Source organism: Halosimplex carlsbadense 2-9-1 (assembly GCF_000337455.1).
GTDB lineage: Archaea > Halobacteriota > Halobacteria > Halobacteriales > Haloarculaceae > Halosimplex > Halosimplex carlsbadense.
This window is the reverse complement of sequence record NZ_AOIU01000013.1, coordinates 75,988-100,807: the sequence shown is the minus strand read 5'-3', so window position 1 is coordinate 100,807 and position 24,820 is coordinate 75,988. Positions and strand designations below refer to the sequence as shown.

Below are 24,820 nucleotides of genomic sequence, written 5' to 3'. Positions count from 1 at the left end.
GTCCATGCGCGACACCAACAGGCAGTTTCGTCTGGCGAAGCGACCCGAGGGGAAACCGGACCGCGACACGTTCGACCTCGTGGAGACGGACGTACCCGAACCCGCCCCGGGCGAGGCGCTCGTCCGCACCCGCTATCTCTCGGTCGACCCGTACATGCGCGGCCGCATGAGCGCCGCCGAGTCCTACGCCGACCCCTGGGAAGTGGGCGACCCGCTCCAGGGCGGCGTCGTCGGCGAAGTCGTCGAATCGAACGGTGCCGGCTTCGAGGCGGGCGATATCGTGACCGGCAACCTCCGGTGGGCCGACTACGCCGCCGCGCCCGGGACCGCGCTCCGGGAAGTCGACCCGGACCTGGGCCCGGTCTCGACGGCGCTGGGCGTCCTCGGGATGCCCGGCCGGACCGCCTACTTCGGGGTCCGCGAGGTGGCCGAGCCCGGCCCCGGCGACACGTTCGTCGTCACGGGCGCCGCGGGCGCGGTCGGCTCCGTCGCCGGCCAGATCGCGAATCTCGCGGGCGCCCGCGTCGTCGGCTTCGCGGGCTCGGCGGAGAAAGTCGCTTTCCTCGAAGACGAGCTGGGCTTCGACGCGGGGATCGACTACAGCGCGACCGACGACTACGGCGCGGCGCTGGACGAGGCGGCGCCCGACGGCGTCGACGCCTACTTCGACAACGTCGGCGGGCCGATCACCGACGCCGTCTTCGACCGGCTGAACGTCGACGCCCGCGTCGCCGTCTGCGGCCAGATATCGCTGTACAACGCCACCGAGCGCCCGACCGGCCCGCGCAAGCTCCCCGGGCTCGTCAGCAAGCGCGCCCGCGTCGAGGGCTTCCTCGTCGGCGACTTCGCGCCGCGATTCGAGGCCGCGACCGGGCGGCTGGCCGAGTGGGTCGCGAGGGGCGACCTGCAGTACCGCGAGACCGTCACCGAAGGGCTGGAGTCGGCGCCCGAGGCCTTCCTCGGGCTGTTCGAAGGCGAGAACATCGGGAAACAGCTCGTGAGGGTGAGCGACCCGGACGCGTAGCGCTCGCCGCTAGTCGTGGTTGTGGTCGTGGCTGTGCTCGTGACCGCCGTCGGAGGCGGCGTCGCTCGTCCCGGAGATGTCGCCGCCGGCGACCAGAGCGTCGTGGTCGCCCTCGATCATGTCCATGTTCTTGAGGTTGTCCCGCTCCTCGAAGCCCGCGACGGCGTCCATCAGGTCCTGCTGAGTGAGCGTGGTGCGCTCCTCGGTCAGCGCGTCGAGTACGGCTTCGCGCAACACGAGCCGGAGGTCGCTTCCGGTCAGCCCCTCGGTCTGGCGGGCGACTTCCATCGGGTCGAAGTCGACGATCTCCATCTCCCGGGTGACGACCTGCAGGATGTCCGCGCGCATCTGGTCGTCGGGCTTGGGGAAGTTGACGATCTCGTCGAAGCGGCGCCACGCCGCGGCGTCGAGCTGGTCGGGGTGGTTCGTCGCGCCGATGAGCAACACCTCGTGTTCGATGAGGCTGACCTCGTCGATGCTCTTGAGCAGGGTGTTGACCGCGCGTTTGATGGCGGCGTGCTCGTCGCTGGCGCGGGTCTTGGCGACGAAGTCGAACTCGTCCATGAAGAGGATACACGGCGAGAGCCGGGTAGCGACCTCGAACACCTTCTCGACGTTCTTGGCGGTCTCGCCGAGGTACTGGGAGGTGATCATGGAGAGTTTGACCTCGACGAACGGCAGGTCGAGCTCGCTGGCGAGCGCTCGCGCCACGGACGTCTTCCCGGTGCCGGGCGGGCCGACGAACAGGAGCTTGCCGATCTCCCGCAGTCCGATCTGGGCGAGGTAGTCGCGGTGCTCGATGGCCTTGACGATCTTGTGGATCTCTCCCTCCTGGTCGGCGGTGAGCACCAGATCGTCCATGCTCATCTCGACCTCCTCGGGGGCGCGGATGTCGACGAGGTCGAGCATCTCCTGTTCGTCCTCGTCGTCCTCGTCGAAGTACTCCTCGAGGAGCTGGTCGATCCAGACCCGGTCGGCCCGAACCGGGCGGTTCTCCGCGCGGGCGTACTCGTAGTCCGCGCCGTCGACCGCGTCCTCGTAGACGCCCGCGAGGACGGGGTTGTCGTTGAGGTGGTCGGCGTCGACCCGGTCGAGGAACCACTCCTCGGCCATGTCCTCGTCGGTGAAGGTGATCGTGCCCGAGAAGTCGTCCCGGTCGGTGAACATCAGCCCCGAGATGGCCTCCCAGGGCCGGTCCACGTCGGTCGCCTCTCGGGCCGTCGTCGTGGTGGCCGAGAGCGGGCGCTCGATCTCCCCGTCGTTCCAGAAGACCGCCCGGTAGGCGGGCGGCAGATCGTCGGCGTCGAGGTCGCGGTTGTCGCTGTAGGCCTGCACAGTCAGCACGAACTCCACGACCGCAAGCTCCGGATCGCTCATTCCCACCGAGATTCGTCCCCCGACCGGATAAGTGTCGCGAACTAGCCCGGCCGTCGCGGTCCCGTCGAGGCCGCCCCGGGCGCACTTACGCGCCGTCGACCGTCCGCTGGAGGCGGGTGACACCGAGGAAGACGGCGGCGAGCCCCGCGAACGCGAGCGGGACGCCGTACCCCACGACGTTCAGATTCCCCGTGAACAGGACCGCGGCGGTCCCGAGCAGGAGCAGCGACCCCAGAGCGAGCAGCCCCAGATCGAACGTGATACCCTGACGGCCCATGTACCGTCGTTCGCTCCCGACCGTGATAGATTTTCCGTTGACACGTCTCGTCACGTTTATGTCGCCGGGAGAACGACACGTCGGACGAACCATGGACGAGGTCCTCGACGTTGCGGAAGTCGCGGCCGACTTCGGACTAGAGGGCGTGTTCCGGGCGATACTCGGTCTCGTCGGGGTCCTGCTGATACTCGGCGGGCTGGGTCTGTGGCTCCTGACCGACATGGGGCTGCTCGTGCTCCCGGCGGCCCTGATGATCGTCGGCGTCCTGCTGCTGGTCGCCCCCGTCGTCCTGTTCGGTATCGGCGACCTGCTGTGAGGCGCGCGGATCGCCGGCGCGACTCGGCGTCCGAGAAACTCCGCGCGACGCGTCGCTCGTTTGTGAGGACTTAACACGTCGCGGCCCCACTCTGAAGCCATGAGTGACGCGACACCGGTCATCGTGCAGGCGCGGCGGACGCCGCAGGGAAAGGAGGACGGCGCCTTCGCGGACGTGCGCAGCGAGGACCTGTCGGTCCCGCTGGTGAACGAGATGCTCGCCGACACGGGGCTGGCGAGCGAGCAGGTCGACGACCTGCTGTGGGGCTGCGCCCAGCAACGGGACGAACAGGGCAACAACATGGCCCGCGTGGTCGCCCTGCTCTCGGACCTGGGCGAGTCGGTACCGGCGGCGACGATCAACCGCTGGTGTGCCTCCTCGGCGGAGGCGATCATGCGCGGCGCCGACGCCATCGCGGCGGGGCAACGCGACTGCGTCATCGCCGGCGGCGTCGAGTCGATGAGCCGCGTCGAACTCGGGCAGAACACCCACAAGGTCCACCCGCGGCTGGCCGAGCTGTACAACATCGGCGAGCTCCAGATGGGCATGACCGCCGAGAAGGTCGCCGAGGAGTACGACGTGAGTCGGGAGGCCCAGGACGAGTTCGCCCTCCGTAGCCACCAGCGGGCGGGCGACGCGACCGACTCCGGGCGCTTCGACGACGAGATCGTCCCGATCGAGACCGACGAAGGGACCGTCGACGAAGATGAGGGCATCCGCCGGGACACCTCCCTGGAGACGCTCGGGGGCCTGCCGACCGTCTTCAAGAGCGACGGGACGATCACGCCGGGCAACGCCTCCCAGATCTCCGACGGCGCCTCTGGGACGATGATAACCTCCCGCGCCTTCGCCGACGAGCACGGGCTGGACGTGCTGGCCGAGGTCGGCGACCACATGGTCGCGGGCGTCGACCCGACGATCATGGGCGTCGGCCCGGTCCCGGCGGTCCGCAAGCTCTGCGAGCGGACCGGCCGCGACACCGACGACTACGACCTGGTGGAACTCAACGAGGCGTTCGCCAGCCAGGCGCTGTACTGCCAGCGCGAACTCGGCTTCGACGACGACATCTACAACGTCAACGGCGGCGCCATCGCCATCGGCCACCCGCTCGGCGCCTCCGGCGCCCGGCTCCCGGTGACGCTGATCCACGAGATGAACAAGCGCGACGCCGACCTGGGCCTCGCGACCGAGTGCGTCGGCTTCGGCCAGGGAGCGGCGATCGAGTTCTCGCGGCCCTGACGTCCGCGCGCCAGTGGCGCGCGGTTCCCCGGTCGCGAGCGAGCGGAGCGAGCGAGTCGACCGGTGTTTTCGCCCACGTTTTTCGAGCCGGGTGCCCGCAGCGAACGGCGTGAGCGAGGACACCCGGCTCGAAAAAGGTGGTCGCGACAGGGCGCGGCGATCGAGTTCTCGTTGCCGTAGCGCGCTGGCGCGCCAGTGGCACGCGGTTCCCCGGTCGTTCTCGGCGCTCACTCCCGCAGACTCCGGGCACGAGTCCGAGGCGAAACGTGGCGACTGGTTCACTAATTCAGTATCGAAAAAATATTTACGTCAGTAGTGTGAGGCGTACCGTTGTGCTTTCGGCGCCGCTGGTGGGAGGGCCGATACTGGGTGCCGTGGCCGCCGCGTTCGGGTGGTACGCGTGGCGGTTGCGGGGCGCGCGCGACCGCCCGGGTGGGACCGGGCTGGTCGGGATAGTCGCGTTGTTGGCGGTGGTTTCGCTCGCGGAGGCCGCGGTGATCGCCGCTGGCTGGCCCGCGCCGATGTTGCATCCGCTGACGCAGGTCGCGGTCTTCGGGGGGACGGTCGGCTGGGCGGCGTTCGTCGTCGCGTACACCGGGCGCGCGAACGGCAACAGGGTACTCGTGCGGCTGGTCGCGGTCGTGCCCGCGGTCGGGCTCGTCGGTGCCGCTCTGCGACTGACGCCGCTGTTACCGCTCGAACCGACGTTCGAAGGGATCGGCGCCACGTACCTCCTCCTGCTCGGGATACCGACGGTCGTCTCGTTCGGGCTCCTCGTCGGCCTGTCGATCCTGCTGGTCTGGGACGCGACCCGGTACGCCTCCTTCCAGCGGTCGCGGGGCGTCGCGCTGGCGCTCGTCGGGGCGTCGCTCGCGGCCGCGCCGATGGTGACTTCGACGCTGGAGACGGGCGGGGCCATCTCGGTGCCGGCGGGTGCCGTCGTCGTCCAGGCGGCCGTGCTGGCCGCGGTCGCGGTCGGCGTCGCCGTCGGGCGGCCCTACCGCTCGCTTCCGATCGCGGAGGCGATCGGCCGCGACACCGTCGTCTCGAACCTCAACGACGCCGTCGTGGTGGTCGACGGCGACGCGCGGGTCGTCGACATGAACGCCTCGGCCGGGGAGCTGTTCGAGCGGTCGCTCGACGAGGTGGTTCGCGAGCCGCTGTCGGCGCTGGTCGACGCCGACCTGCTGGGGGCCAGCGGGCTGCCGACCGAGTCGACGATCCCGTTCCAGGGGTCGGCCGGGAAGCGCTATTTCGACGTGTCGGTCTCGCGGGTGCATCGCGACGCGAACGTCGAGGCGGGCTACGCGGTGGCGTTGCGGGACGTGACCGACGAGCGCATCCGCGGCCAGCGCCTGGAGGTCCTCCAGCGGGTGCTCCGACACAACGTGCGCAACGATATGACCGCGGTGTACGCGATGGCCGACGTCGTGGCGGAGGACGGCAACGAACGAGTCGCCGAGCGGCTTCGCGAGACGGCCGACTCGCTGGTCGAGGTGAGCGAGCGGGCCCGCGCCGTCGAGGAGAGCATGTGTCTGGAGCCGGCGACCGACGCGACGGCCGACGTGGGCTCGCTCGCGTCCGACGTCGCCGCCGTGCTCGCCGAGCAGGGCCGCGACGTGTCGGTGGCGACCGACAACGACACCGAGGTCCGTCGGTCGCCGGAGCTGGTCGCGTCCCTCTGTGAACACCTGCTGTCGTACGCGACCGGGAACGCGACGGGGCCGGTCGCCGTGACCGTCGACCGCGACGGTCGGTACGTCGACGTGACCGCCGAGAGCGACGACCGCCTCCTCCTCGAACAGGACGCGACGGCGGTCACCAGCGGCGGTGAGACCCAGCTCGAACACGCCAACGACCTGGATATCTGGGCGGTCTCGTGGGGCGCCGAACGGCTCGGCGGCGAACTGCTGGCCGACTGCGAGCGCGGCCGCTACGTCGGCGTTCGAGTCCCGGTGGAGTGAGCACTCGCGGGGTCGCTCAGTCCGGGTTGACGAGTTCCATTCCCTCGCGGACGGACTCGCGCTGGCCCAGCAGCGTGACGTGGTCACCGAGTTCGATGACGTAGTCCGGCCCGGGGACCTCCGCGGTGGTGTAGTCGCCCTTGCCGACCAGCGCGATGAGACAGGCGTCGGGAAGCATCGGGCCGACTTCGCTGACCGGCTTGCCCGCGATCTTCTCGTTCGTGACCTCGATCTCCTGTACGTCGCCGGTGCGACCCACGTCGGTCATCCAGTGGGCGATGGCCGGCCGCTCGATCTGGTTGTCGATGGCCCAGGCGGTCGCCATCGACGCGGAGATGGTGCGGACGCCCAGATCCTCGAAGGCGTCGACGTTGTCGGGGTTGTTCGCCCGCGCGATGACCTTCTCGACGTCGAACTTCGAGCTCGACAGCTGCGCGACCAGCAGGTTCGCGTCGTCGTCGCCGGTGGCGGCGACGACCGTCTTGGCGTTGTCCGCGCCCGCTTCCCGGAGGACCTCCGTGTCCGTGCCGTCGCCGATGATCACGGTGTACCCGTCGTTGCGGGCCGCCTGTGCGACCGACTCGTCCTCCTCGACGATGACGACGTTCTCGCCCCGGTTCTCCAGCCGTTCGGCGAGCGACCGGCCGACCCGACCGCCGCCGACGATGATGACTCTCATGGGTATGACGTTCAGGTAGCGCGCGAGGTGGCGCGCGAGGCCGCCCTCGAAGACGGCCGTCAGCAGGATCGCGAGGAAGACCGTCCCCAGCAGGACGTTGGCCTCCCGGACGAGGTTGGCGTTCTGGAGCTGGACGGCGAACAGGGTGGCGACCGACGCCGGGATGATCCCCCGCGGGCCGACCAGGCTCATAAACGTCCGCTCCTGTCGAGTGAACCGGTCGCCGGCGGTCGACAGGAACACGAGCGCCGGCCGGATCACGAGCGCGATCACGGCCACGACGGCCAGCCCGCCGAGGCCGACCTCGGCCAGCGCCCCGGGGTCGAGCAGCGCCGCGAGCCCGATGAACACGAACGCGAGGACGAGCAGCGTCAAGTCGCCCTTGAACGCCTCGATCTCCGCCTCGTAGGGCACGTCGGCGTTGCCCAGCAGGAACCCCGCGGTCGCGGTCGCGGCGACGCCGGCCTCGGTCGCCTCGAAGTTCGCGGCGGCGAACGCGACCAGCGCCCCCGCCAGCACCAGCAGGCGGGCGTTACGCGGCGCGTCCCCCGGCGAGAGGTCGACGTACCGCAGCAGGTAGTAGACGACGCCCGCGACGACGATGCCGAACAACAGCCCGACCCCGAGCCGGACGACGAACCCCCTGATGATGTCGTTGCCGGCCGTCTCGGGCAGGACGGTCTGGAAGAAGACGACGGCGAGGATGGCCGCGGTCACGTCGTTGACGATGCCCTCGAACTCCAGAGCGGTCGCCACCCGGTCGCGAACCGGGACGATGCTGAGGATCGGCGTGACGACCGTCGGGCCGGTCGCGACCAGCAGCGAGCCGATCACGAGCGAGAGGTTCCAGGAGACGCCGAAGACCAGCCGTACCGCCACGGCGGTCCCGGCCAGCGCGACGACCGCGCCGACGGTGACCAGCCGCAGGGCGGCCTGGGGCGCCGCCTTGATGCGCTCTATCTTCAGGTGGAAGGCGCCCTCGAAGACGATGATCGCGACGGCGAACCCGACGACCGTCGAGAGGGCGCCGCCGAACGTCTCCCCGGTGACGATGTTCAGCCCCGGCCGGCCCAGCACCAGCCCGGCGACGATGTAGAAGACGATGGCCGGCACCTGGAGGCGGTCGGCCAGGATCTGTGCCAGCACCCCGATGGCGATGATACCGGCGACCAGCAGGAGCAACGTACTCTCGGCCATTCGTCTCCGTTGTCCGCTGCCACACATAAAAACACAGTCACTGACCGCGACCGTTTCGGTCGGACCGCCCGGGTCCGTCACGGGTCGACTCCCCCGAGACTGCCGTTCGGCGGTCGCCGCCCCGCGAGAGACAACCTCTTTGCCTCTCCGCCCTCGCGGTGAGAGTGATGGCCGACGCCGACGTCCAGTCACCGACGGACCGCGAGCGGGAGTCCGAGGAGAGCGTCCCCGAGACCGGCGAGGTCGTGCCCGGTCGGTTCTCCTCTGACGAGGTGTTCCAGCGGATCGTCGCCGACGCCGACCACGAGATCACGTCCGGATTCCGCGAGCTGTTCTTCAGCGGCGTGGCCGGCGGGTTCGCGATCACGATCACCTTCCTGCTGTACGCATCGCTCTCGGCGTCGACCGAGTCGCCGGTCCTCGCCGTGTTGCTCTACCCGCTGGGGTTCGTCTACATCATCATCGGCGGCTACCAGCTCTACACCGAGAACACGCTCCCGCCGGTCGCGCTGACCCTGGAGCGGCTGGCCAGCCTCCCGGCGCTGGTGCGCCACTGGCTGATCGTCCTCGCGGGGAACTTCGCCGGCGGCGCCGTCGGCGCGATCGTGCTCGCCTACGGCGGCGTCTTCGAGCCGGCCGCCGCGGAGTACGCGCTCGGGTTGGCACAGAACGGCATCGAGACGCCGATCACCGCCCTCTTTTTCAAGGCCGCCTTCGCCGGGCTGATCGTCGCCGGCGTCGTCTGGATGGACTTCGCCGCCCGCGACACCATCTCACGGATCGCCGTCGTCTACATGGCGTTCCTGGCGATCCCGCTGGGCAACCTCTTCCACGTCGTCGTCTCCTTTACCGAGGTGGTGTACACGATGCTGGCCGGCGACCTGGCGCTGGTCACCGGGATGACGGAGTTCGTGCTCCCGGTCCTGCTGGGCAACACGCTGGGCGGCATCCTGCTGGTCACGGTCGTCAACTACTACCAGACCAGCGAGCGCCGTCTGGAGATCGAGCAGTTCGAGAACGTCCGTCGGCTGTCGGTCCGGGAGATGCTGCTGGGCAACCTCGCCGGGCGGTCCTACGTACCACTGGTCGACACGCTGGAGGAGTTCGTCCGCGACCCCGACTCCTACCGGATCCTCGTCCCGATCGCGAACCCGCGGACCGAGACCCGGCTGGTCGAGTTCGCCTGCGCGCTGGCCAGCGCGCGCGAGAAGGGAACCGTCCACGCCGTCCACATCGTCCAGGCGCCGGCCAACCGCCCGCTCGACGACGGCGACCGCGCCCGGATCACCCGCGAGTCCGAGCGGCTCATGGACGACCTGGAGCAGCGGGTCCAGCCCGAGGGCGCGGCGTTCGAGACCTCGACGATCGTCTCCTCGCGCTCGTTCGAGGAGGTGTTCGACCGGGCGCGACGCACCCGTCCGGACTTGGTGACGATAGGCTGGGGCCAGAGCCGCCTGTGGAACGCCGCCCGCGCCGAGCGGCCGCTCGACGAGCTGACCAACCGTCTCCCCTGTGACTTCCTCGTCGTCAAGGACCGCGGGCTCGACTGCTCGCGCGTGTTGCTGCCGACCGCGGGCGGACCCGATTCGGACCTCAGCGCCGAGGTCGCTCGCGCGCTCCAGTCGACCCTCGGCGCCGAGGTGTCGCTGCTGCACGTCGTCGACGGCCCCGACGCCGTCGAGGGCGGCGAGCGGTTCCTCGACTACTGGGCCAGCGACCACGACTTCGACGACGCCGCGCGGATCGTCGACGACTCCGGCGACGTCGAGACCGCCATCGAAACGGCCGGCGCCGACCACACGATGGTGTTGCTCGGGGCCACCGAGCAGGGGATGCTCTCGCGGCTCGTCACCGACTCGCTGCACCTCGACGTGGTCGAGGACGTCGACGCCTCCGTGCTGCTCGCAGAGCGCCCCAGCGACCGCCCGCTCGTCGAACGGCTGTTCGGACGCGGCCGCCGGGAGCGACGGCACGACGACACCGGAAGCGACCATCGGGCCGAGTGACTCGACGGGAGCAGAACGGGACGTGAAAATCGGTGGCGGGGCAGTGCAGTGGGGCCGCGGGGCGGCGGTCCGCGGCCGCGTCGACGGTTCGCCGGCGCCCTCAGAACACGACGCGTTCGAGGAAGCGGCGGACGATCCCGGGCTGGCGGGACTCGTGGGGGTAGACGGATATCTCGGTACACTCGACCGGTCCGCCGTCCTGTCGGTCGAACACGGCGCCGCGGAGCCGGTGGTCGGCCCCGCGCCGGATCCGGAGGTCCGGCCGGTCGCTGCCGCCGTCGCTGATCGGCCGGGAAGGCGTCCGAACCGGGACCGACAGCAGTTCTGTCAGCCGCTCGCGGTACTCCTCGATGGTCTGCTCGCGCTGTTCGGGGCTGTCGTCGGTCCCGGGGTAGCCGAGACACACCTCGCTGCCGTTCTGGCTGGCGATCGCCTCGGTGACGGCGACCTGGTCGGGGTCGAACGGTCCCCCGTCGCCGACGAGTTCGATCAGTTCGGGCCGGTCGTAGCCCTTGTTGTCGACGAGCAACACGTCGGTGGGGGCGTGGCGGACGACCCAGTCGATGGGGTCGCCGACGACCCGCGACCGGAGGCGGAGCCGCTCGTGTTCGGCGAGGATCGTGTCGACGCGGCGGTGGTCGGCGAAGTTGACGATGGCGTGTTTGGTGTCGTGGCTGACGATCTCGCCCACGTCGACGTCGACGTCGAGGTCGACCGCGAGGTCGTCGGTCTGCTCCTCGAAGCGGACCTCGGCGGGCGATTGGGTCTCGGTCGCGGTCTCCAGAGGCGCCTGGTCGGGGACCTCCTCGAACCAGACGACGACGACCCGGCCGTCGTGGGGACGGACGAGGTCGGCGGCCATGCGCAACAGCGCCGCCTCGCGTTCGCGGGTCACCTCGGAGGTGAGCGCGACCAGTACCTCGTAGGTCTCGCCCTCGATGGCGTCCTGGGTCTCGGTGAGGATGTTCTTGCCGACCTGGCGGCGGACCACGTCCGTCGCGGCGCCCTCGCGCTGGATGCGCGGGCGGGCGTAGACAGCGTACCACGCCACGCTGCCGACCGTGATGACGACCGCGCCTAGGATCGCCGTCCCCCCCATCTGCGTGATGAGGACGAGCCCCCCGAGGACGCCGAACGCCTGCGTCCAGGGGTACAGCGGCGACTCGAAGCTGGGGTCGTAGTCGGCTTTCCCCTTGCGGAAGGCGACGATGGTGATGTTGATCAGGATGAAGACGAGGATCTGGAAGGCGCTCGCCAGCTTGGCGATATCGCGGATCGGGACGAACGCGATCAGCGCGAGCAGGACCCCGCCGGTGAGCGTGATCGAAGTCGAAGGCGTCCCGAAGCGCTCGCTGACGGCGGCCAGCGACTCGGGGACGAGCCCGTCGCGTGCCATCGCGAACGGGTAGCGCGACGAGGAGAGGATCCCGGCGTTGGCCGTCGAGATCAGGGCGAGGACGGCCGCGAGGACGACCGCACCGACGCCGAGCGTGCCGACGGTCGCCCGGGCGGCGTCGGCGACGGGGACGTTCGAGTCGGCGATCACGCCCGCGTCGGTGACGCCGACCATGATCGCGACGATCAGCACGTACAGTACCGTCGTGAACCCGAGCGACCCCAGGATGCCCAGCGGGATGTTCCGGTCGGGGTCCTCGACCTCTTCGGCGATGCTGGCGACCTTCGTCACGCCGGCGTAGGAGACGAACACGAGCCCGGTCGCGGCCAGCAGTCCGCCCACCCCGTCGGTGAAGAACGGCTCGAAGTTCGTCTGCTGGACGCTCGTGGCGCTTCCGAAGACGAACCACGACAGCGCCGCGAGCATGGCGACGACGATTATCACCTGGAGGCGACCGGTCTGTTTCGCCCCGAAGAGGTTGACGAGGATGAGCACTGCTGCCAGCGCCAGCGCGACGGGCTTGACCGGCAGGTCGAAAGCGATGAGGAGGTACGGGACGCCGCCGACCAGGGCGAGGCCGCCCTTGAACGCCAGGGAGAACCACGTCCCGACGCCGGCGATGGTCCCGAGGAGCGGGCCCATCCCGCGCTCGATGTAGATGTACGTGCCGCCGGCCTCGGGCATCGCCGTCGCCATCTCGGACTTCGAGAGGGCGGCCGGGAGCACGAGTACGCCCGCGAGCAGGTACGCCAGAATCACGGACGGCCCCGCGGTCTCCAGCGCGAGCGCAGGGAGGATGAAGATGCCGCTCCCGATCATCGCGCCGATGCTGATAGCGAGGACCGTCGGGAGGCCCAGGTCCCGTTCGAGTGACTTCATGCCGCTGAGATCCCGCCCGAACAGCCTCGTCGCGGCAGTTCGCCCACGAGCGACGGACTCGGCGGTCCGACGCGTCCGAACGCGGGGTGTCGACACCGGGGTCGAGAAGCGTCCCAGTCGGGACTGGCGGCGACAATCACTGTGTTCTCGCGTGGGTAGTGGGTGTCTGCCCCGATAAACGTACGGGTCGCCGCCGGACAGGCGTGACCGCTGTAGGACGCCCGGAACCGCCTACAGCGAGACCGTCCAGTCGTGGTCACACTCGGGGCACGAGAACTCGATCGTGAGCGCGCTCTCGGTCCCGCGGCGCCTGTCGGTGTGCTCGCTCTCGGTCTTCCCGCAGTTCGGACAGAGCGCCTTCATCGCTCGGTCACCTGCGGGAGTCGATGATCCCCGCGACCGCCGCGGGGGAAGTGGACGCGCTCCGCGGCGGCCGCGGGGACCTTGTCGGGCCCCGCCTCGGGGAAGTCGTCGGTGACCACGGGAATCGCCAGTCCGACTACGCCGTCGCGAGGGCGCGGACGGTATCGACGCGGTTCGCCGACGGGTCGTAGTCGACCACCCCCAGCTCGTCCATCCGCGGGAGGTGGACGTGATGCAGCGAGACGGCGAGCCGTTCGACCGCTTCGGCGGGTGGATCCTCGCCCTCGCGCGCCGCCACCGCCCTCGCGAGGTCGTCGAGTTCGGTCGGCGCGGCCCGCTCCGCGAGGACGGCCAGTGCCACCCGCCGCCGCTGGGCCGCCAGCAGCTCGTGGCGCTCGTCAGCGCTCAGGTCGATCACGGTTCGGCCGTCGTCCGTCGTCCGGGATGTGGTCTGGGACATTAGTGGTCTCCGTCGGTCGTACCAGTACCGAACACCCCTACCCCGGTAAGGGATCGCTAGAAGTGATTAGGTTCGACGCGTCGGCAGTATGGTCTGTGTTCTGGTACTTCTACAGACCACGTAGTTTCGTTCACTGATAGGACCTGTGCCGGATACTGATCCGTCGCGCTCGGTTACTGACTCCGCCGGCGGAAGGTTGTAGTGGGGGCCGACCCTGAATGGGCGTAATGGAATCGCACGGGCTGACGGAGAGCCTCAGAGAGACACTCGCGGTGTTCGACGGGGACGGGGAGCCGAGGACGACGAGCGAGGTCGCCGACCGCCTCGGGCTGGGTCGTCGAAGCACGTACGACCGGCTGGACCGCCTGGTCGACGGGGATCACCTCCGGACGAAGAAGGTGGGGGCGAGCGCTCGTGTCTGGTGGCGGGTCCCGGATCCGGTCGTCGCCCGGGTGGAGGGGTCGGACTGGCCGGCGGTGGCGGAGTCGCTCGTCTCGGACGTGCTACGGACGGTCGACGTGGCCGTGTTCGTCCTCGACGCCGACTACGAGGTGGCGTGGGTCAACGACGCCGTCGAGCGCTACTTCGGCGTCGACCGCGCGGCCGCGCTGGGCCGGGACAAGCGCGCCCTGCTCGACGAGCGGATCGCGCCGGTCGTCGCGGACTCGTCGGCGTTCGCCGACCGCGTGCTGGCGACGTACGACGGCGACGAGGTCGGCGAGCAGCGCTTCGAGTGCCGCGTCACGGCCGGCGACGGCCGGGCCGAGCGGTGGCTCGAACACCGGAGTCGGCCGATCGAGTCGGGCGCGTACGCGGGCGGTCGGGTGGAGCTGTACGTGGACGTGACCGAGCGCAAGCGAGCGGAGCTGACCCAGCGCGACCGGCGCGACCAGTTCGAGTCGCTCGTCGACGCCGTCGACGAGTACGCGATCTTCCGGCTCGACACCGACGGCCGCGTCCGGACGTGGAACCCCGGCGCGACGCGCCTGAAAGGCTACGACCCCGACGCGATCGTCGGCGAGCACCTCTCGACGTTTTACACCGAGGCCGACCGCGAGGCGGGCGTCCCGGAGCGGAACCTCGCGGCGGCGGCCGAGCGGGGCTGGATCGAGGACGAGGGCTGGCGCGTCCGCGCCGACGGGACCCGCTTCTGGGCGAACGTGACGCTCACGGCGATCTACGACGACGACGGCGACCTCGAAGGCTTCGCGAAGGTCACCCGCGACATGACCGAGCGCCGCGAGTTCGAGCGGGAGCTCCAGCGCGAGCGGGACCTGCTCGAACGAGTCTTCGACGCCATCCCGGTCGGGGTCGCGGTCCTCGACGAGGGGGGCGAAGCCGTCAGGATGAACGACCGAACCAGACGGTACCTCGGGAGCGACGACTCGACCGATCAGTCGTCGGACGGCGGCTCGACCCTCCTCCCCGAGGGGACCGTCTTCGACGAGGACGGCGATCCGGTCCCGCCCGGCGAGCGGCCCCACGAGCGGGCGCTCCGGTCGGGCGACCCGGTCAGAGACTGGGTCGGTCGGTTCGACCTCCCCGGCGCCGGGAAGCGGTGGCTCTCGATCAGCGCCGTCCCGCTGACCGACGATACCGGGGCGGTCGAGCGCGTCGTCGTCACCGCCGACGACGTGACCCAGCTCAAAGAGCAGGCCGAGCGCCTCGAACGGCGGCGCGAGGGCCTGGAACACGAACTCGACGACATGCTCGAACGGGTCGACGACGGGTTCTTCGCGCTCGACGACGACTGGCGGTTCACGTACGCCAACGAGCGGGCGGCCGGGCTGCTCGGCCGTGACCGGCCCGAACTCGTCGGACGGAGTATCTGGGACGCCTTCCCGGAGGCGATGGGGACGGCGTTCCAGCGGCAGTACGAGCGCGCCCGCGAGACCGACGAGTCGGTCGCCTTCGAGGCGTACTTTCCGCCGCTGTCGGCCTGGTTCGAGGTGTCGGCCTACCCCTCCGAAACCGGCCTCTCGGTGTACTTCCGGGACGTGACCGAGCGCAAGGCCCGCGAGCGGGAGCTGGAGCGCTACGAGCGGATCGTCGAGACCGTCGAGGACGGCATCTACGTCGTCGACGAGGACGGGTACTTCACGCAGGTCAACGAGACTTACGCCGCGATGGTCGGTCGCGACCCCGAGGCGCTGGTCGGTCAACACGTCTCGACGGTCGTCGACGAGGGGGCGATCGACGCGGCCCGACGACTCGAGGACGCCCTCACGGTCGACGAGCGGGCGACGGCGACGCTGGAGGCGACACTGACCGACGCCGACGGCGAGGAGTGGATCGGCGAGGCGACCTTCTCGCTGATGGACGCCGACGCCCGGCCGGGCGAAGCGGGCGACGCGGCCCACGAGCGCATCGCCGTCGTCCGCGACGTCACCGAGCGCAGGGAGCGCGAGCGCGAGCTCGAACAGTACGAGCGGCTCGTCGAGACGGTCGACGACGGCATCTACGCCGTCGACGACGACGGACGGTTCGTCCTCGTCAACGGGGCGTTCTGCGAGATGCTCGGCTACGAGCGCGAGAGACTGCTTGGGATGGAAGCGACCGCCATCTACGACGAGGAGTACGCTCCCATCGTCGAGGAGCGGGCGGAGGCGGTCGCGGTGGGCGAGCGTGACACGGCGACCATCCAGTTCGAACTCCAGCGAAAGGACGGCACCGTCGTCCCGGTCGAGACCCGCTACGAGCCGTTCCCGTACGGCGACGGCACCGGTCGATGCGGCGTCGTCCGCGATATCTCCGAGCGCCTCGAACGCGAGCGCGAGCTCCAGCGGCGCGTCCGACAGCAGGCGGTCGTCACGGATCTGGGCCAGCGCGCCCTCGAAGAGCGCGATCTGGACGCGCTGATGGCCGAGGCGGCCGAGCAGGTGGCGACCACGCTCGGCAACGACTACTGCAAAGTGCTCGAGCTGGACGAGGCCGGCGAGGAACTGCTGCTCCGCCAGGGCGTCGGGTGGGACGAGGGGATCGCCGGCGAGACGACCGTCTCGGCGGTCGAAGACGACTCGCAGGCGGCCTATACCCTCCGGTCGGGCGACCCGGTCGTCGTCGAGGACCTGCGGGCGGAAGCGCGGTTCAGCGGCCCGGACCTGCTGCGTGACCACGACGTGCGGTCGGGGATCAGCGTCGTCATCGGGTCGCCAGACGGGCCGTGGGGGATCCTCGGCACGCACGACACCGACGCAGCGACGCCCTCCGAACAGGACGTGAACTTCGTCCAGTCGGTGGCGACGGTGCTGGCGACGGCGATCAACCGCCACCGCTACGAGGCGCGGCTCGTCCGCCAGCGCGAGCAACTCGCCGCGCTCAACAGCCTCAACGAGGTGGTCAACGGGATCACCGACGCCGTCATCGCCCAGTCCACCCGCGAGGAGATCGAGCGCTCGGTGTGCGAGTACCTCGCCGCGGCCGACACCTACAAGTTCGCCTGGATCGGCGAGGTCGACACCGACAGCCGGACCGTCGAACCGCGCGCGAAGGCCGGCACGGACGGGTATCTCGAGGGGATCACGATCTCCGTCGACCCGGGCGACGACCGCAGCGGCGGCCCGACCGGGCGGGCGTTCCAAACCGGCGAGGTGCAGGTGACCCGCGACATCCAGGCCAACGAAACCCACGACCCCTGGCGCGAGCGCGTCGACAGCTACGGCGTCCGGTCGTCGGCGGCGATCCCGATCGTCCACGAGGGGACGACCTACGGCGTCCTGAACGTCTACGCCGGCCGCCCCGGCGCCTTCGAGGCCCAGGAGCGGACCGTCCTGGCCCAGCTCGGCGAGGTCGTCGGTCACGCCATCGCCGCCGCCGAGCGCAAGCAGGCGCTGCTGTCCGACGAAGTGGTCGAACTGGAGTTCCAGATCGCGGACTTCTTCGAGGCGCTGGGCCTCCCCGAGCAGCCGGTCGGACGGTTCTCGTTCGACCACGTCGTCTCCGTGGCCGACGACGACTTCCTCGTCCACGGGACGACCTCGCCCGAGGCGGTCGGCACTCTCGGGGACCTCGTCGACCACCTCCCCCACTGGGCCGACGTGTCGTTCCAGGACCCGGACGCCGACGACGACGGCGAGCGCGGGTTCGAACTCCGGCTGGTCGAACCGCCCGTCCTGTCGGCGGTCGCCTCGCTCGGCGGATCGGTCGAGACGGCCGTCGTCGAGGACGGCGACTACCGGCTGGCGCTGCACGTCTCGCCGAACACGGACGTGCGCCAGGTGATCGACGCCGTGACCGAGGCCTACCCGGAGGCGACGATGCTCCGTCGCCAGCAGGTGACCAAAGGGGACGCCCGCGCGCGGCCGACGCGGTCGCTGCTGGAGGGGCTCACCGACCGCCAGCGGACCACGCTGGAGGCGGCCTACTACGCCGGCTTCTTCGAGTGGCCCCGCGACGCCTCCGGCGAGGACGTGGCCGAGTCGCTACAGGTCTCCCCGCCCACCTTCCACCAGCACCTCCGCAAGGCCGAGGGCAAGGTGTTCGGCGGCCTCTTCGAGGGCGCCGCGGACTGAGCGGGAGACGGCGGCGGTCGCCCGTCCCCGTCACTCCTCGCGGTCCAGCGCCGCCAGCACCCCCCGGACGTTCATCGCCACCTCGGCGTCGGCCTTCTCGGCGCCCCACACCGCCCGCTCGGCGTCCGCCTCGGCGACGAAGGGGTCGACCACCGCCGCGTCGTCGCCCGATTCCGCCCGCGCCCTCGCGACCGCCTCGACCCACGAGTCGAGTACCTCGGCGTACCGGTCGAGTTTGTCGCCCGTCTCGGTCGGCCCGAAGTGGGCGTAACACAGCACCTCGGGGTCGATCGCCCGCAAGGTGTCGATATCGGCCTGACAGCCCTCGGGGTCGAAGTTCGGCGGCGGACTCGTCGGGAAGACCTCGTCGGTACTCGGCGCGTAGATGCCCGCCGCGTCGGCCGTGAAGACGGCGTCGTTCGCGGGGTCGTGGAAGACGACCTGATGGGGCGCGTGGCCCGGCGTATGGTGGACTTCCAGCGCGTGGTCGCCCAGGTCGATAGCGTCGCCGTCCTCGATCTCGACGATCCGCTCGTCGGGAACCGGTTCCGGTTCAGTGTAGAAGGCGATCTGGTCGCCGACAGCCGATTTCGTGCCCTCCCAGAGCCGCTCGGGGTCGGCGACGTGGGGGGCGCCGGTCGGGTGGACGTACACCTCGGCGTTCGGGCACTCCTCGACGAGAACGCCCGCGCCCCCGGCGTGGTCGAGGTGGACGTGCGTCAGCGCGATCACCTCGATGTCGTCGGGTTCGAGGCCAGATTCGCGCACCAGATCGAGGACCCGCTCGTAGTTCGTGCCGATGCCGGTGTCGACCAGCGCGGGCCGGTCGTCGTCGATCAGGTAGACCGCGCCGTACGCCTCGGTGTCGTACATCCCCGTGTCGACGAAGGAGAGATCCGTGCAGTCACCGACCGTCACCGCGGACACGTCGCCGATTGCCATATCCCCGGGTCGAGCGGCGCGGACTAAACGGTTGGCGTCGGTCCGAGTACCCGGACGCCTCAACCCGCCGCGGCGTCGAGGATCGCGCCGCGGTTGTCGACGTACGTCGAGTAGTGGGCGCCGTCGCCGAGATAGAGGTCCGCGACGGGCAACAGGTCGCCGAACGCCCGCGCCAGGTCGGGGCCGACCGTCGCGTCCGCCCGGCCGTGCCAGAGGGCCACGTCGTGCCGGCACTCGCTGACGTCGAAGCCCCAGTCGTCGCCCACGAGCGGCAGGTCGTGGGCCGGCCCCCGGGCGCCGTTGCGGAACGCCTCGGCGCCGTCGGCGAACAGCGTCTCGCCCGCCGGGCCGTCGAATACCGCCCGGTCCTCGGGCGGCGAGCCCGCTTTCAGGGCCGTGCGGAACTGCGGCCAGGCGTTGTCGGCCAGCCACGCCGACGTGGCGAACGCCGTCTGCGAGAAGCCCGGGACGAACCGCGTCGCCGACAACACCGCCTCGTTGAACGGGTCCGCCCGGTGCCGGGTCCCCGGGGGTGTCACCGTACTCACCAGCGAGACGCCGCGCACGCGCTCGGGCACGGTGTGGGCGCAGGCCATCGCGTGCGGACCGCCGCCGGAAAAGCCCGTCACCCCGAAGCGGTCGATCCCCAGTTCGTCGGCCAACACGCACACGTCCTCGGGCCAGTCGAGCAGTCGCCGGTCGCGCTGGAAGTCCGACGCGCCGAAGCCCGGCCGGTCCGGCGCGATCAGGCGGACGTCGCGCTCGGCGGCGTCCTCGTCACACAGCGACCACATCAGCCGCGACCCGATGACCCCGTGGAAGGCGAAGACCGGCCTCCCCTCGGCGTCGCCGTACTCGGCGTACGACAGCGTTCGGCCGTCCGGTAGTTCGATCGTCGACGGCTCGGTCATGTGTTCGTGGATACGTCTCTGCGCACAAACGGGTATCGCTCCGGGGAGAGACCGTCCGTGACTCCGCGACCGCAACCGCTACGACCGGACTCGCCGACAGCACTGCGAACAGCGTGAAAGCCCCCGCCGTCTCGGCTCCCGGGCCTCGCTGCGCGCCTCGGCTCGCTCCGCTCGCCTGCGGTGCTTACGTCGTCCGGGTTCGCCGAGACGGCGGCCCCTTTCATTCCCGCCCGCATAGACTGGCCGATCAGCCGACACGGGTGGGAATGAAAGGGGCGACCCGTTCGACGTACGAGGCGACGCAAGCACTAGACCGAGCAGCGCGAGGGAAGCGCGCAGCGAGTCCCGGATGGTCGAACGGGTCGGGGCTTTCACGCTGTTGTGCGGCGCGGCTCTCACTGCGGTCGCGTTGCGCTTATCGAAATCACGATGTCGCCACCCGATACCGAGACTGATTCACATCGGACCGACACGCCTACTTCCCTCCGTGGAGAACCGCCGACCATGCTAAGCAGGCAGTTCGTCCGGGAGAACCCCGAGGCGGTCCGGGACGCCATCGAGCGCAAGGGCGTCACGGGCGTCGACCTGGACGAGATCCTCGAGATCGACGAGGAGTGGCGCGAACTCAAGTCCCGCGGCGACGGCCTCCGTCACGAGCGCAACGAGGTCTCCTCGACGATCGGCGACCTCAAACAGGAGGGCAAAGACGAGGAGGCCCAGGAAGCCATCGAGCGCTCCCAGGAGCTCAAAGACGAACTCCAGACGGTCGAGGACCGCGCCGACGAACTCCAGGCGGAACTCGAAGAGCGCCTCCTGACGATCCCGAACGTGCCCCACGACTCCGTCCCCACCGGCGAGGACGAAAGCGACAACGTCGAGCGCTACCGCGAGGGGTTCGACGACCTCCGCGTCGACCCCGACGACGTGACCCCCCACTACGACCTGGGAGAGGAGCTGGACATCCTCGACTTCGAACGGGGCGCGAAGGTGTCGGGCGGGGGCTTCCAGTTCGTCAAGGGCGACGGCGCCAAGCTCGAACGGGCGCTGATCCAGTTTTTCCTCGACGTCCACGAGGAGCAGGACTACGTCGAGGTGGCGCCGCCGATCCCGGTCAACTCCGCGTCAATGCGCGGGACGGGACAGCTCCCGAAATTCGCCGAGGACGCCTACCGCGTGGAGGCCCGCCAGGAGGACGACTACGACGACGACGATCTGTGGCTGCTCCCCACCGCGGAGGTGCCGGTCACCAACATGTACCGCGACGAGATCCTGCTGGACGACGACCTCCCGCTCAAACACCAGGCGTTCTCGCCGAACTTCCGCCGCGAAGCGGGCGAACACGGCACCGAAACGCGCGGGTACGTCCGCGTCCACCAGTTCAACAAGGTCGAACTCGTCAACTTCGTCCGCCCCGAGGAGAGCTACGAACGCATGGAGGGGCTCCTGAGCGAAGCCGAAGCGGTGCTCCAGCGGCTCGGGCTGCCCTACCGCGTGCTCGACATGTGTACCGGCGACATGGGCTTCACCCAGGCCAAGAAGTACGACATCGAGGTGTGGGCGCCCGGCGACGACATGGAAGACGGGCCCGACGTGGGCGGGCGCTGGCTGGAAGTCTCCAGCGTCTCGAACTTCGAGGACTTCCAGGCCCGGCGGGCAGGCCTGCGCTACCGGCCCGAGCGCCACGAGAGCGCGGAGTACCTCCACACGCTCAACGGCAGCGGCGTCGCCGTTCCCCGAGTCATGGTCGCCATCATGGAGTACTACCAGAACGACGACGGCACCGTCACCGTCCCCGAGGCGCTGGTGCCGTACATGAACGGTCAGGAGGTCATCGACGGCCACGAGCCCGTCGGCGAGAGCGCCGTCGGCGCCGGCGAGAAGGAGTGACGCCCACGGGAGCGCGTCAAGTCCGCCGGCGACACCCAGCGGCCGGCGCCGGCGACAAGGAGTGACGCCCACGGGAGCGCGTCAAGTCCGCCGGCGACACCCAGCGGCCGGCGCCGGCGACAAGGAATAACGCGCACGAGAGCGTGTCAAGTCCGCCGGGAGCGCGGCGGTGTCAGTCCGTGTACGTCTCGATCCGGTCGATCCCCGCCGCTGACACCGAGAACACGTCGACGAAGCCGGTGATCACCGATCCGTCGGCGGCGAGCAGTCGCCCCTGGACGGCGACGCCCTCACCGGCCTCGTCGCCACCCTCTTGTACTCCCGCATCAGCGCGCCCCCCGAACACCGAATCGACGCGGTGGCCGGTGTCGGTCTGCGGTCGCTCCTCGCGCATGAACGTCACGAAGCGCTCGCGCCCCTCCAGGGTGCGATCCGGCCGCTCGTGGACGAACTCCTCGGCCAGCAGGGCCGCGAGCGCGTCGTAGTCGCCCTCGTCGAGCGCCCGATAGTACCCCCGCGCTCGCTCGGCGCCGTCGGTCATACCCCGGCTTGGCGTGGCCGCGACAAGAGGACGGCGGTCGGTACTGGGTCAGCGGCCGGGGATGTCCCAGTTCGCCCGCTCGTCGTCCTCGTCGTCCTCGTCGTCGCCCTCGGTCGGGTCCGCAAGGTCGAGCTCCTCGACGCCCGCCTCGTCGCCGTCGTCCGCGTCCGTCGAGTCGCCGCCGGCCCGTTCGCCCTCGGCGGCTCGCCCGTCACCCGGTTCGGCTTCGGCCTCGGTATCGGGACCGTCACTCGACCCCTCGCGGCTCGGAGTCGCCGCGTCGGATCCGTCGGCCGACTCCTCCCTCGCGGTCTCGTCGGCCTCGTCCACCGCGTCGAGGTCCATCTCCAGGTCGCCCTCGACGGTGTCGCCCTCGACGTTTGAGCGCTCGGCACTCTCGCCGTCCCCGTCGGCGGCCGCATCGACGGCGTCGAGGTCCATCTCCAGGTCGCCCTCGACGGTGTCGGGTTCGTCCGTCGGTTCGTAGTCGTCACCGTCGCCGGCGACGGCGGCGTCCAGGTCGGCGTCGTCGACGGCCAGTCCGGCGTCGACGCAGTCTTCGTCGTCGGCTCGCCAGTCGTAGCCCTCCTCCTCGTCGGGGTCGACGACGACCGAGTCGCCGAGTTCGACGCCGTCGGCGGTCAGTCGGAAGGCGTCGGACTCGGGCGGCTCCGAGAGGTCCGTGGCGGCGTCGAGCAGGCGCTGGGCGTCCTCCCGGTACTGCGCGCCCTGCTTGCCGCGACCGCTGGCGAGCGCGTCGGCGGAGTCGGCCAGCCAGCTGGCCGCGTGGGCGAGCGTGTCGGCCTTCTCCTCGGTCCGGTCGACGACCGCCTCGAACTCCGCCGTCTCGGCGAAGCGCACGGCCGTGTCGAAGTGGTCGGCGGCGGCGGAGAAGGCGGGTTCGGCGTCGTCGAACCCGCTCCGGGCGTCCATCCACTCGCGGTCCTCGTAGTCGGCCATCGCCGTCCGGAACGCCTCGCGTCCCTCGGCGTAGTGGTCGTGGCCGACGCGATAGCGCTCCAGCGCGGTGTCGTCGCCGCCGATATCGCCGACGGCCGCCTTGACCGGCGCCACGTCGAGCGGCGTTTCGAGGTCCGCGGCCGCCCGGGCGTACTGGACGGTGCCGCGGTGGTCGACGACGAAGACCGACCGTCGGACGAGCCGTTCGCCCACCTCGTTCTCGGTCGTCACGCCGTAGGCCTCGGCGGCTTCGCCCCCGCGGTCGCTCAACAGCGGGACGTGTAGCCCGTAGCGCTCGGCGAACGCCTCGTGGCTGTAGGTGCTGTCCGGGGAGACCCCGAAGACGGACACGTCCTTCTGCATCGTGAACAGGTCCAGGTCGCCCAGGTCCGACTCCTGCATCGTGCAGGCCGGGTTGAAATCCGCTGGATAGAACGCGAGGACGACGATTCCCTCCCCCAGATAGTCGTCGAGGTCCACGCGCCGGCGCTCGCCGTCGACGTATGCCGGCAGGTCGACCGCTGGCGCCGCCGCACCCTCCGAAAGCATTGCTACATACAACCGAGCTATCGTATTTAGACCTTCCCAGCGTTTTCACGCGCTGTATACGCCGGATCGGCTCCCGTTCGGGACGGATCCGCTCCGAGCGGCTTTTGTCACCGCGGGGAGTACCCTCGGTCGTGGAGCTACACGTCCGCTACGAGGGCGACGACGACCCCGAGAAGTGCTCGGCCCGGCGGCTCGCGAAGTTCGACGACGCCGAGTTACACCGCTCGACGCGGTCGACGCCGCCGGGGATCGTCCTCAATCCCTTCGCCGACCGCGCGCTCTCGCCCGCCGACCGCGAGGGCACCGGGAGCCGCCGCGACCGTCTCGTCGCGCTCGACTGCTCGTGGGAGACCGCCGAGCGCGAGGCGTTCGACCTGGAGGGAGTCCACCGCTCGCTGCCCTTTCTCGTCGCCGGCAACCCCGTCAACTACGGGACGGCCTTCCAGCTGAACACCGTCGAGGCGTTCGCCGGCGCGCTCTGCATCCTCGGCGAGCGCGAGCAGGCCGAGGAGATCCTCGACCGGTTCTCGTGGGGCCACACCTTCCTCGAACTCAACGAGGAACCGCTGGGTCGGTACGCCGACTGCCTCGACTCGACGGAGGTCCTCGCCGTGCAGGACGATTACCTCGCCGACGAGGGCGAGGCGTAGGGCGCGTCGGGCCGCCAGTCCGGCCGCGCCGTCGCTCGGCGGTTCGGTATCGGGAATCCGGACGCCCCGGTAGCCGGCTCAATTCGACGCGGCGATCGGGCCGAGGACGGGCAGGCCGTAGCGTTCGCCCTGGTAGGCCTTGAGGATCAGCAACAGCCAGACGGCGAACGCGCCGAGCCCGACGACGGCGTTCAGCGGCAACACCAGGAACGCGAAGATGTCGCCGACCACCGGTATCACCGTGAGTATCCCCATCACGACGCCGACGGCGACCCAGACGCCGATGACGACCGCGCCGAAGCCGATGCTCTGGATCGAGTGGAAGCGAACGAAGTCGTCGTCGCCCTCGACCAGCAGCATGACGATGCCCGTCAGCGGCGCGAACAGGTACGCGATGGCCGCCGCGACGTTCGGCTCCAGGTCCGTCCCGCCCGCCGCGGGACCGGTCATCTCGCCGCTCGGCTGGGTGTTCCCGGCCCGCCCGGTGGACCGTCCGCCGCTCTGTCCGCTGGCTTGCCCATCGCTCTGACCCCCCGCGGACCGGCTACCGGTCGACTGCCCGCTCGTGGACCGTCCCTCGATCGCCTCCCCGTCGACGGACTGGCCGTCGCTCGATCCGTCGACTCGCCCGTTACCGTCGGAGTCGCTCGATCCGGCGGACCCGTCGTCCGTCATCGTTCCCCCGCAGCGGT

At 70.2% G+C, this 24,820-nt stretch carries 20 protein-coding genes; 8 read left to right on the top strand and 12 right to left on the bottom strand.

What is annotated here, in order from left to right; genetic code table 11:
* Positions 1-4: 4 nt before the first annotated feature.
* On the top strand, positions 5-1,024 hold the full coding sequence (locus tag C475_RS06110) for an NADP-dependent oxidoreductase (RefSeq protein ID WP_006882916.1): 1,020 nt from the start codon (positions 5-7) through the stop codon (positions 1,022-1,024).
* A gap of 9 nt (positions 1,025-1,033) precedes the next feature.
* Here the strand turns inward: C475_RS06110 and C475_RS06105 are convergent, their stop codons facing one another.
* Together C475_RS06105 and C475_RS06100 are read right to left on the bottom strand one after the other, a co-directional pair.
* Positions 1,034-2,401 carry an ATP-binding protein gene (locus C475_RS06105; RefSeq protein WP_006882915.1) on the bottom strand — a complete coding sequence of 456 codons (1,368 nt, stop codon included), beginning with the start codon at positions 2,399-2,401 and terminating at the stop codon, positions 1,034-1,036.
* Between the two features lie 85 nt (positions 2,402-2,486).
* Positions 2,487-2,678, bottom strand: coding sequence for a hypothetical protein (locus tag C475_RS06100; RefSeq protein WP_006882914.1), 192 nt, complete (start codon positions 2,676-2,678; stop codon positions 2,487-2,489).
* A gap of 91 nt (positions 2,679-2,769) precedes the next feature.
* On the opposite strand from C475_RS06100, the gene C475_RS06095 reads away from it, so the two are divergent.
* From C475_RS06095 to C475_RS06085, 3 genes are all read left to right on the top strand, one after another.
* The gene (locus C475_RS06095) at positions 2,770-2,994 is read left to right on the top strand and encodes a hypothetical protein (protein WP_006882913.1); all 225 of its coding nucleotides are present in this window, start codon (positions 2,770-2,772) and stop codon (positions 2,992-2,994) included.
* Between the two features lie 99 nt (positions 2,995-3,093).
* Positions 3,094-4,233: a thiolase family protein gene (locus C475_RS06090; protein WP_006882912.1), complete on the top strand. Its 1,140-nt coding sequence runs from the start codon at positions 3,094-3,096 to the stop codon at positions 4,231-4,233.
* Positions 4,234-4,565: 332 nt separating this feature from the next.
* On the top strand, positions 4,566-6,197 hold the full coding sequence (locus C475_RS06085; protein WP_049930181.1) for a PAS domain-containing protein: 1,632 nt from the start codon (positions 4,566-4,568) through the stop codon (positions 6,195-6,197).
* A gap of 16 nt (positions 6,198-6,213) precedes the next feature.
* Here the strand turns inward: C475_RS06085 and C475_RS06080 are convergent, their stop codons facing one another.
* Positions 6,214-8,073 (bottom strand): cation:proton antiporter domain-containing protein, encoded by a 1,860-nt coding sequence (locus C475_RS06080; protein ID WP_006882910.1) that lies wholly within the window; start codon positions 8,071-8,073, stop codon positions 6,214-6,216.
* Between the two features lie 167 nt (positions 8,074-8,240).
* Here C475_RS06080 and C475_RS06075 point away from each other — a divergent pair, with 167 nt between their 5' ends.
* Positions 8,241-10,079 (top strand): formate/nitrite transporter family protein, encoded by a 1,839-nt coding sequence (locus C475_RS06075; RefSeq protein WP_006882909.1) that lies wholly within the window; start codon positions 8,241-8,243, stop codon positions 10,077-10,079.
* A gap of 100 nt (positions 10,080-10,179) precedes the next feature.
* Here C475_RS06075 and C475_RS06070 read toward each other — a convergent pair whose 3' ends face one another.
* From C475_RS06070 to C475_RS06065, 4 genes are all read right to left on the bottom strand, one after another.
* Positions 10,180-12,354 (bottom strand): amino acid permease, encoded by a 2,175-nt coding sequence (locus C475_RS06070; protein ID WP_006882908.1) that lies wholly within the window; start codon positions 12,352-12,354, stop codon positions 10,180-10,182.
* A 231-nt stretch (positions 12,355-12,585) separates the two neighbouring features.
* Positions 12,586-12,717, bottom strand: a complete 132-nt coding sequence (locus C475_RS25090; RefSeq protein WP_006882907.1) for a hypothetical protein — start codon at positions 12,715-12,717, stop codon at positions 12,586-12,588.
* Positions 12,714-12,836 carry a hypothetical protein gene (locus C475_RS25085; protein WP_268869902.1) on the bottom strand — a complete coding sequence of 41 codons (123 nt, stop codon included), beginning with the start codon at positions 12,834-12,836 and terminating at the stop codon, positions 12,714-12,716. Before C475_RS25085 ends, C475_RS25090 begins: the two co-directional genes overlap by 4 nt.
* Before the next feature lie 17 nt (positions 12,837-12,853).
* Positions 12,854-13,177 (bottom strand): DUF7344 domain-containing protein, encoded by a 324-nt coding sequence (locus tag C475_RS06065; RefSeq protein ID WP_006882906.1) that lies wholly within the window; start codon positions 13,175-13,177, stop codon positions 12,854-12,856.
* A gap of 227 nt (positions 13,178-13,404) precedes the next feature.
* On the opposite strand from C475_RS06065, the gene C475_RS22795 reads away from it, so the two are divergent.
* A complete protein-coding gene (locus C475_RS22795) occupies positions 13,405-17,688 on the top strand; it encodes a PAS domain S-box protein (RefSeq protein WP_006882905.1) in 4,284 nt (1,427 codons plus the stop codon).
* Between the two features lie 30 nt (positions 17,689-17,718).
* Here C475_RS22795 and C475_RS06055 read toward each other — a convergent pair whose 3' ends face one another.
* Positions 17,719-18,630, bottom strand: coding sequence for an MBL fold metallo-hydrolase (locus C475_RS06055; RefSeq protein WP_006882904.1), 912 nt, complete (start codon positions 18,628-18,630; stop codon positions 17,719-17,721).
* Positions 18,631-18,689: 59 nt separating this feature from the next.
* Positions 18,690-19,541: an alpha/beta hydrolase gene (locus C475_RS06050; RefSeq protein ID WP_006882903.1), complete on the bottom strand. Its 852-nt coding sequence runs from the start codon at positions 19,539-19,541 to the stop codon at positions 18,690-18,692.
* 504 nt (positions 19,542-20,045) lie between these two features.
* Here C475_RS06050 and serS point away from each other — a divergent pair.
* Complete coding sequence (gene serS / locus C475_RS06045; RefSeq protein WP_006882902.1) at positions 20,046-21,428, top strand: serine--tRNA ligase; 1,383 nt, start codon at positions 20,046-20,048, stop codon at positions 21,426-21,428.
* A gap of 172 nt (positions 21,429-21,600) precedes the next feature.
* Here the strand turns inward: serS and C475_RS06040 are convergent, their stop codons facing one another.
* Both C475_RS06040 and C475_RS06035 read right to left on the bottom strand, forming a co-directional pair.
* On the bottom strand, positions 21,601-21,969 hold the full coding sequence (locus C475_RS06040; RefSeq protein WP_006882901.1) for a nuclear transport factor 2 family protein: 369 nt from the start codon (positions 21,967-21,969) through the stop codon (positions 21,601-21,603).
* A gap of 48 nt (positions 21,970-22,017) precedes the next feature.
* Positions 22,018-23,478: a redoxin domain-containing protein gene (locus C475_RS06035; protein WP_006882900.1), complete on the bottom strand. Its 1,461-nt coding sequence runs from the start codon at positions 23,476-23,478 to the stop codon at positions 22,018-22,020.
* A gap of 131 nt (positions 23,479-23,609) precedes the next feature.
* Here C475_RS06035 and C475_RS06030 point away from each other — a divergent pair, with 131 nt between their 5' ends.
* Entirely contained in the window at positions 23,610-24,128 is a 519-nt protein-coding gene (locus C475_RS06030; protein ID WP_006882899.1) for a DUF367 family protein, read from the top strand.
* 78 nt (positions 24,129-24,206) lie between these two features.
* Here the strand turns inward: C475_RS06030 and C475_RS22790 are convergent, their stop codons facing one another.
* Positions 24,207-24,803, bottom strand: a complete 597-nt coding sequence (locus tag C475_RS22790) for a DUF4870 domain-containing protein (protein WP_006882898.1) — start codon at positions 24,801-24,803, stop codon at positions 24,207-24,209.
* Positions 24,804-24,820: the final 17 nt, after the last annotated feature.

What these genes read in the sequence shown, in the direction of transcription:
- C475_RS06110 (WP_006882916.1), top strand. Translation starts at nt 5, where the DNA reads ATGCGCGACACCAACAGGCAGTTTCGTCTGGCGAAGCGACCCGAGGGG.
- C475_RS06105 (WP_006882915.1), bottom strand. Translation starts at nt 2,401, where the DNA reads ATGAGCGATCCGGAGCTTGCGGTCGTGGAGTTCGTGCTGACTGTGCAG.
- C475_RS06100 (WP_006882914.1), bottom strand. Translation starts at nt 2,678, where the DNA reads ATGGGCCGTCAGGGTATCACGTTCGATCTGGGGCTGCTCGCTCTGGGG.
- C475_RS06095 (WP_006882913.1), top strand. Translation starts at nt 2,770, where the DNA reads ATGGACGAGGTCCTCGACGTTGCGGAAGTCGCGGCCGACTTCGGACTA.
- C475_RS06090 (WP_006882912.1), top strand. Translation starts at nt 3,094, where the DNA reads ATGAGTGACGCGACACCGGTCATCGTGCAGGCGCGGCGGACGCCGCAG.
- C475_RS06080 (WP_006882910.1), bottom strand. Translation starts at nt 8,073, where the DNA reads ATGGCCGAGAGTACGTTGCTCCTGCTGGTCGCCGGTATCATCGCCATC.
- C475_RS06075 (WP_006882909.1), top strand. Translation starts at nt 8,241, where the DNA reads ATGGCCGACGCCGACGTCCAGTCACCGACGGACCGCGAGCGGGAGTCC.
- C475_RS06070 (WP_006882908.1), bottom strand. Translation starts at nt 12,354, where the DNA reads ATGAAGTCACTCGAACGGGACCTGGGCCTCCCGACGGTCCTCGCTATC.
- C475_RS25090 (WP_006882907.1), bottom strand. Translation starts at nt 12,717, where the DNA reads ATGAAGGCGCTCTGTCCGAACTGCGGGAAGACCGAGAGCGAGCACACC.
- C475_RS06065 (WP_006882906.1), bottom strand. Translation starts at nt 13,177, where the DNA reads ATGTCCCAGACCACATCCCGGACGACGGACGACGGCCGAACCGTGATC.
- C475_RS22795 (WP_006882905.1), top strand. Translation starts at nt 13,405, where the DNA reads ATGGAATCGCACGGGCTGACGGAGAGCCTCAGAGAGACACTCGCGGTG.
- C475_RS06055 (WP_006882904.1), bottom strand. Translation starts at nt 18,630, where the DNA reads ATGGCAATCGGCGACGTGTCCGCGGTGACGGTCGGTGACTGCACGGAT.
- C475_RS06050 (WP_006882903.1), bottom strand. Translation starts at nt 19,541, where the DNA reads ATGACCGAGCCGTCGACGATCGAACTACCGGACGGCCGAACGCTGTCG.
- serS (WP_006882902.1), top strand. Translation starts at nt 20,046, where the DNA reads ATGCTAAGCAGGCAGTTCGTCCGGGAGAACCCCGAGGCGGTCCGGGAC.
- C475_RS06040 (WP_006882901.1), bottom strand. Translation starts at nt 21,969, where the DNA reads ATGACCGACGGCGCCGAGCGAGCGCGGGGGTACTATCGGGCGCTCGAC.
- C475_RS06035 (WP_006882900.1), bottom strand. Translation starts at nt 23,478, where the DNA reads ATGCTTTCGGAGGGTGCGGCGGCGCCAGCGGTCGACCTGCCGGCATAC.
- C475_RS22790 (WP_006882898.1), bottom strand. Translation starts at nt 24,803, where the DNA reads ATGACGGACGACGGGTCCGCCGGATCGAGCGACTCCGACGGTAACGGG.